This window comes from Rufibacter ruber (assembly GCF_001647275.1).
Classification (GTDB): Bacteria; Bacteroidota; Bacteroidia; order Cytophagales; family Hymenobacteraceae; genus Nibribacter; species Nibribacter ruber_C.
In genome coordinates this window covers 1-6,500 of sequence record NZ_LRMM01000121.1, presented here as the reverse complement: position 1 = coordinate 6,500, position 6,500 = coordinate 1, and the positions used below count along the sequence as shown (strand labels likewise).

General features: G+C 51.5%; 5 protein-coding genes. 4 read left to right on the top strand and 1 reads right to left on the bottom strand.

Annotation, left to right across the window (positions count from 1 at the left end; genetic code table 11):
- Positions 1 to 155: 155 nt before the first annotated feature.
- Positions 156 to 494, bottom strand: a complete 339-nt coding sequence (locus A8O25_RS21750; RefSeq protein ID WP_066839680.1) for a MerR family transcriptional regulator — start codon at positions 492 to 494, stop codon at positions 156 to 158.
- 103 nt (positions 495 to 597) lie between these two features.
- Between A8O25_RS21750 and A8O25_RS23360 the strand changes: the two genes are divergently transcribed.
- The 4 genes from A8O25_RS23360 to A8O25_RS21735 all read left to right on the top strand — a co-directional run bounded on the left by A8O25_RS23360 (position 598) and on the right by A8O25_RS21735 (position 6,362).
- Positions 598 to 759: a hypothetical protein gene (locus tag A8O25_RS23360; RefSeq protein WP_161947814.1), complete on the top strand. Its 162-nt coding sequence runs from the start codon at positions 598 to 600 to the stop codon at positions 757 to 759.
- A 4-nt stretch (positions 760 to 763) separates the two neighbouring features.
- Entirely contained in the window at positions 764 to 3,385 is a 2,622-nt protein-coding gene (alaS, locus tag A8O25_RS21745; protein WP_066839678.1) for an alanine--tRNA ligase, read from the top strand.
- Between the two features lie 376 nt (positions 3,386 to 3,761).
- Entirely contained in the window at positions 3,762 to 5,219 is a 1,458-nt protein-coding gene (gene gatB, locus A8O25_RS21740) for an Asp-tRNA(Asn)/Glu-tRNA(Gln) amidotransferase subunit GatB (protein WP_066839675.1), read from the top strand.
- Between the two features lie 18 nt (positions 5,220 to 5,237).
- Positions 5,238 to 6,362: a TlpA disulfide reductase family protein gene (locus A8O25_RS21735; RefSeq protein WP_082893828.1), complete on the top strand. Its 1,125-nt coding sequence runs from the start codon at positions 5,238 to 5,240 to the stop codon at positions 6,360 to 6,362.
- The last annotated feature ends 138 nt before the right edge of the window (positions 6,363 to 6,500 follow it).

Here is a 6,500-nt window from a genome sequence, read left to right as displayed (position 1 = left end):
CGTAAGATTATGAAGAACCAGGTGGGGTTGATTAACCTTGCGTTTGTTTATGCAAACAGGCCCGAAACGGTTAATGGTCTATAATTAAATTCCAAGAGTTAAGCTTGCAGTTGTGCCCTTTTCCCACTCAGGACTCAGAACCCAGGACTGGGCCGCTAGGGCAACTGTGCCTTGATGCTGATCAAGAACTCCTTCACCTTCTCCAGGCTCTGAATCATCTCAAATTTCTCCCGCACCTGCACGCCGCGGGTTTTGAGCATTTCACGGGCACCCTGAATGGTGTAGCCGCGCTCCTTTACCAGGTGGTACACAAACCGCAGGTTCTCAATGTCTTTGGGTGAGAAGAGGCGGTTGCCTTTCTTGTTCTTCTTGGGCTTGAGAATATCAAACTCGGTTTCCCAGAATCTGATCAGGGATGGGGCAACATCAAACATGGCGGCTACTTCGCCAATGCTGTAGTACTGTTTCTCTATGTCGCGTTCTTTGTAGGGCACTTTGTATGAGTTCTGAGTCTTGAGTTCTGAGTTCTGAGACTGGGAATTTCTTGGACTGACTCAGGACTCAAGACTCAGAACTCAGAACTCATCTGTTTTTGCCTTGTTTTCTGAAAAACAGGCCGAAAACGCTTTGGCCAGCACGGCATATTGGCAAAAAAGCTTACTTTTGCAGGTGGCGGTACAAGCGTTTGAAGGGCAAAAATTCGCTTTTTCTTTCGCATTTACAAGCCCTTGCCACCCAGTTTTGAAAGCTATTATTTAAATACATGACCTCCGCTGAGATACGTCAGAAGTTCCTGGATTTCTTCGCCTCCAAAGGCCACCAAGTTGTTCCGTCGGCACCCATAGTGGTGAAAGACGACCCTACGCTCATGTTCATCAACTCGGGCATGGCACCGTTCAAAGACTATTTTCTGGGCAATAAACCCGCACCCTACGCCCGGGTAGCCGATACGCAGAAATGTCTGCGCGTGTCTGGCAAGCACAACGACCTGGAGGAAGTAGGCTATGACACCTACCACCACACCATGTTTGAGATGCTGGGCAACTGGTCTTTTGGGGACTATTTCAAGCAGGATGCGCTGAGATGGTCCTGGGAGTTATTGACCGAGGTGTACAAGCTGCCCAAAGACCGGCTCTACGTTTCCGTTTTCCAGGGCGATGCTTCTGAGAACCTGCCCATGGACCAGGAAGCGTATGATATCTGGAAGACCATGATTGCCGAAGACCGCATCTTGATGGGCAACAAGAAGGATAACTTCTGGGAGATGGGCGATACCGGTCCGTGCGGTCCGTGCTCTGAGATTCACGTAGACTTGCGTTCAGACGAGGAGCGCGCACAGGTAGACGGAAAATCTTTGGTGAACAATGACCATCCGCAGGTGGTGGAAATTTGGAACAACGTGTTCATGGAGTTCAACCGGTTAGCCGATAGTTCTTTGGTGAAACTCCCTGCGCAGCACGTAGATACGGGCATGGGCTTCGAGCGTTTGTGTATGGCCATCCAGGGCAAACAGTCTAACTACGACACCGATGTTTTCCAGCCGCTCATCCAGTTTATTGCCCAGGAGGCAGGCGTGGTGTACGGCCAAAACGAGAAGACAGACATTGCCATTAGGGTCATTGCCGATCATATCCGGGCCATTTCCTTCACCATTGCAGACGGACAACTACCCAGCAATAACAAGGCGGGGTATGTGATTAGAAGAATTCTGCGCCGCGCGGTGCGGTATTCCTTCACCTACCTGAACTTCAAGAAGCCGTTCCTGAACACTATTGTGCCTGTGTTGGCCGACCAACTGGCGAACGTGTTCCCGGAACTGAAAGCCCAGCAAGCCTTTGTGCAGCGCGTGATTGAGGAAGAGGAAAATGCGTTCCTGCGCACGCTGGAGAACGGCCTGAAACGTCTTGAGTCACTGAACGACACCTTCAAAGTGAACGGCAACACCATTGACGGCAAAACCGCTTTTGAACTGTATGATACCTTCGGGTTCCCGCTGGACTTAACGGCGCTGATTGCCAAAGAAAACGGCTTCACCATAGATGAGGCCGGCTTCACCACTGAAATGGAGCAGCAGAAAAACCGTTCCCGCAACGCTGCTGCCACCGAGCAGGGCGATTGGGTTATTTTGCAACCAGACGTGGAGACCGAGTGGGTGGCCTATGACGCCGAAGAAGTAGAAGCCCGTGTGGTGCGCTACCGTCAGGTGACCGCCAAAAACAAAAAAGAATTCCACGTAGTGCTGGACCGCACCCCGTTCTACGCTGAGAGCGGCGGACAGGTAGGCGATACGGGTATGCTGGAATCTGCGGCCGGCAACGTGAAAGTGCTGGACACCAAAAAAGAGAACGACCTTATTCTGCACATCACCGCTGAGCTGCCCAAAGACTTAGAGGCTCCGCTGAAAGCGAAAGTAGACAGCAGACGCCGCGCATTGATTAAGAAAAACCACTCGGCCACCCACTTGCTGCACGCGGCACTGAAACAGGTGCTGGGCGACCACGTGAACCAGAAAGGCTCCCTAGTAAGTGACAAACTCTTGCGTTTTGACTTCTCGCACTTCACCAAAGTAACGGAGGAGCAACTGCGCGAGGTGGAGCATATCGTGAACGAGCGCATCCGGGAATCCATTGAAAAAGATGAGCGCCGCAACGTACCTATTGAAGAAGCGAAGCAATTAGGTGCTACCGCCTTGTTTGGCGAAAAGTACGGCGATTTTGTGCGGGTCATTACCTTTAACAAAGACTACTCCATAGAACTCTGCGGCGGTATTCACGTGCAGAACACCGGTAACATAGGCTTCTTCAAGATTGTAAGCGAAAGCTCGGTAGCCGCAGGCGTGAGAAGAATTGAAGCCATCACCGCCGATGTAGCCGAGGAATATGTGGACGAACAAATTTCACAGTTTGAGGAAGTGAAGCAGCTGTTGGGCGTGCAGAAAGGCTTCGGTAAAGCCATTGAGAAACTCCAGGACGAAAATTCCGCCTTGCGCAAACAACTGGAAGCGTTTGAATTGAAGCAGGTGACTGCCCAGAAAGAAAAGCTGGCTTCACAAGTACGCGAAGTGAACGGGGTGAACTTCCTGTCGGCTAAGGTAGAAGTGAGCAACGCAGATTACCTCAAGAAACTCGCGTTTGACTTACGCTCTGTGGTTGACAATCTGGTGCTGGTTTTAGCCGCCGATGTAGACGGAAAACCCCAGCTGGCCGTTATGCTGTCAGATGAAGTGGTTTCAGGCAAAGGACTGAACGCCGTGCAAATGGTGAAAGAACTGGCAAAGGAAATCAAAGGCGGCGGCGGCGGACAACCGTTCTACGCTACGGCCGGCGGCAAGGAAGTGGCAGGTTTAGATGCCGCCCTTGCTAAAGCGCAAGGTTTGGTGCAGTAGAAGACCTCACCCTAAATCCCTCTCCCGCGGAGAGGGACTTTCTGCTAATGCGTTTTCGGGCTGTTTTTCAAGAAAACAGCGAAAAACAGAAAAATATATCTGGCGCGAGTCTCTGACTCGTGACTAAAGGTGAAGCGAGTCTCTAGACTCGCCGGGAACCAAAAGCAAATACAATACACCGGAGTCTGGAGACTCCAACCACCCGTCGGCACGAGTCAGAGACTCGCGCCAGCAAAAGAAAAACAATACTCCCCTCTCCGTGGGAGGGGGGCCGGGGGTGAGGTTAAACAATAGCCCATTAGGGGCTGTTTTTCAGAAAATAGACCAAAAACAGAAATCGTGTTACGTGCTACGTGATACGTGCTACTAAAAGAACATGAACGAAGACATCCGTTCCCAATACCAGGCCATCATCGGACTGGAGGTGCACGCGCAGCTGCTCACTGAGAGCAAAGCCTATTCTGCAGACTCTACTGAGTACGGCATGCTGCCGAACACCAATTTGAGCGTAATTACCTTGGCGCACCCGGGCACCTTGCCCCGCGTGAACAAGAAGGTAGTGGAGATGGCCATGAAAATGGGAGTAGCTACCAACTGCGAAATTGAACGCCACAACTACTACGCCCGCAAGAACTACTTCTATCCAGACCTTCCCAAAGGCTACCAGATCACGCAAGACAAAACGCCTATCTGCACCAAAGGCTACCTGGATATTAAAACCAAGGACGGCGGTGAGAAGCGCATTGGCATCACCCGCATCCACATGGAAGAAGACGCCGGAAAATCCATGCACTTGGCCGGAGAGACCGAGACGCTGGTGGATTTGAACCGCGCCGGAACTCCTTTGATTGAGATTGTGTCAGAGCCCGATATCCGTGATTCAGAGGAAGCCTATGCCTACCTTACGCAAATCAAAAAACTGGTGCAGTACCTGGAGATTTGCGATGGGAACATGGAAGAAGGCTCGCTGCGCTGCGACGCCAACATCTCTGTGATGAAGAAAGGCGCCAGCAAGTGGGGCACCAAGGTGGAGGTGAAGAACATGAACTCCTTCCGGAACGTGCAGCGCGCCATTGAGCACGAGATTGACCGCCAGATTGCTATTCTGGAAGCCGGAGGAACGGTTGACTCTGAGACCCGCAACTTTGACGCCAACACCGGCACCACCACCGGCATGCGCTCCAAAGAGACCATGAATGATTACCGGTACTTCCCGGAGCCAGATTTGCCAGCCGTCATCATCTCTGATGAATGGCTGCAGGCGGTAACGGAAAGCATGCCCGCGCTTCCGCAGGCACTTTACAACTGCTTCACCCAGGAGTATGGTCTTTCTGACTATGACGCCGGGGTGTTGACCGATGACAAAGACATTGCCCTGTACTTTGATGCGCTTTGCCAGCAGACCAAGAACTACAAGGCGGCAGCCAACTGGATGAGCGGACCGGTAAAAAGCTACCTGAATGAACTCACCTTACCCATGTCCTCGTTCCCGCTGAAACCTGAGCAGGTAGCCGGGTTGATAGAGTTGGTAGACAGCAACAAAGTGAGCCATACCGTAGCCGCCAAGCAAATCTTCCCGTATCTGTTAGATAACCCACAGAAAACCGCCCAACAGGTGGCCACCGAGCAGAACCTGGTGCAGGAATCTGATGAAGGTGCCTTGCAAGCCATTATTGACAGTGTGCTGGCCGCCAACCCCGCCAAAGTAGCTGAATACAAAGCCGGGAAAGCGTCTCTGCTGGGCATGTTTATGGGTGACCTCATGAAACAGACCAAAGGAAAGGCTGACCCAAAACTGGCAAATAAACTATTGAAAGAGAGCTTAAATAAATAAGCTGACTTAGACGTAAACATGAAGAAACAAATCATACTGGCAGCCGCCGCCCTTAGCATTTTGGGGGCCTGTCAAAAGAAAGGGGTAGCTACCGCTGATACAGACAAGAGCTACCGCATCACCGGTAAAATCAACAACATGACCACCGGCAAGGTGTACCTGGATGAGCTGGGCGAGCAGTCTTTCGTGCCCAAAGACACCGCCGACATTAACAAAGATGGAACGTTTGTCATGGAGGGAACCGTAAGCGAACCCGCCATCTACAAGCTGGGCTTTGACAACAAAGAAGGCGTCATGTTGGTGGTAGACAACAAGCACATTGAGATTACCGCAGACTCCGGGCAGGTGGCCACCACCTACACCGTGAAAGGGTCAAAAGACTCTGAGCTGGTGAAAGAGCTGAACACCATCATGCAGGGCATGCAGCAGAAAGTGGCCGACCTGAACCAACGGGCACAGGCTGCCAGCTCCAACGGCCAGAATGAAGAGGTGGCTAAGTTGCAACAGGAATTTATGCTGGCGCAACAGGGCATGCAGCAGCAGTTGAAGAGCTTTGTGAGAACCAATCCTTCTTCAGTGGTATCTGCGTATGTGGCGGGCAACATGATCAGCCTTGAGGAGGAATTTCCTTTTGTAGATAGCGTTTTAACGGCTTTCAAAACAAACCTGCCCAATTCCCGCTACACCAAATCCCTGGAAGAAAAAGTTGGTTCCAAGCGTTCAACCGCTATTGGTTCGCTGGCTCCAGATATCAAACTGCCATCACCTTCTGGGCAGGAAGTGGCCCTTTCCTCGCTCCGCGGAAAGTATGTCTTAATAGACTTCTGGGCCAGCTGGTGCGGTCCCTGCCGCAAAGAGAACCCCAACGTGGTGCGCATGTACAACAAGTACAAAGACAAAGGCTTTGAAATCTACGGCGTGAGCCTGGACCAGGACCGTGACAAATGGTTGAAAGCCATTGAGAACGACAAACTCACCTGGCCGCATGTGTCTGACCTGAAAGGGTGGGAAAGTGCTGCCGGCCAGCTCTACGGCGTCACTGCCATTCCGCAGACCGTGTTGCTGGACCGGGAAGGAAAAATCATTGCCAAAAACCTGAGAGGGCAGGAGCTGGAGGAGAAAATCGCTTCACTGCTTAAGTAGCAGGGTACTTTTAAAAACAGGAAAGCCGACTTCTGTAAAAGTCCGGCTTTCCTGTTTTAGGTCATTTCCTTTGCTGTTTCTGAAAACATGCCAAAAACAGAAATACAAGCAGTGGCCGGATTAGTTGCTGTATTCCTT

Coding starts and splice junctions, on each gene's coding strand:
- alaS (WP_066839678.1), top strand. CDS start 764: ATGACCTCCGCTGAGATACGTCAGAAGTTCCTGGATTTCTTCGCCTCC.
- A8O25_RS21735 (WP_082893828.1), top strand. CDS start 5,238: ATGAAGAAACAAATCATACTGGCAGCCGCCGCCCTTAGCATTTTGGGG.
- gatB (WP_066839675.1), top strand. CDS start 3,762: ATGAACGAAGACATCCGTTCCCAATACCAGGCCATCATCGGACTGGAG.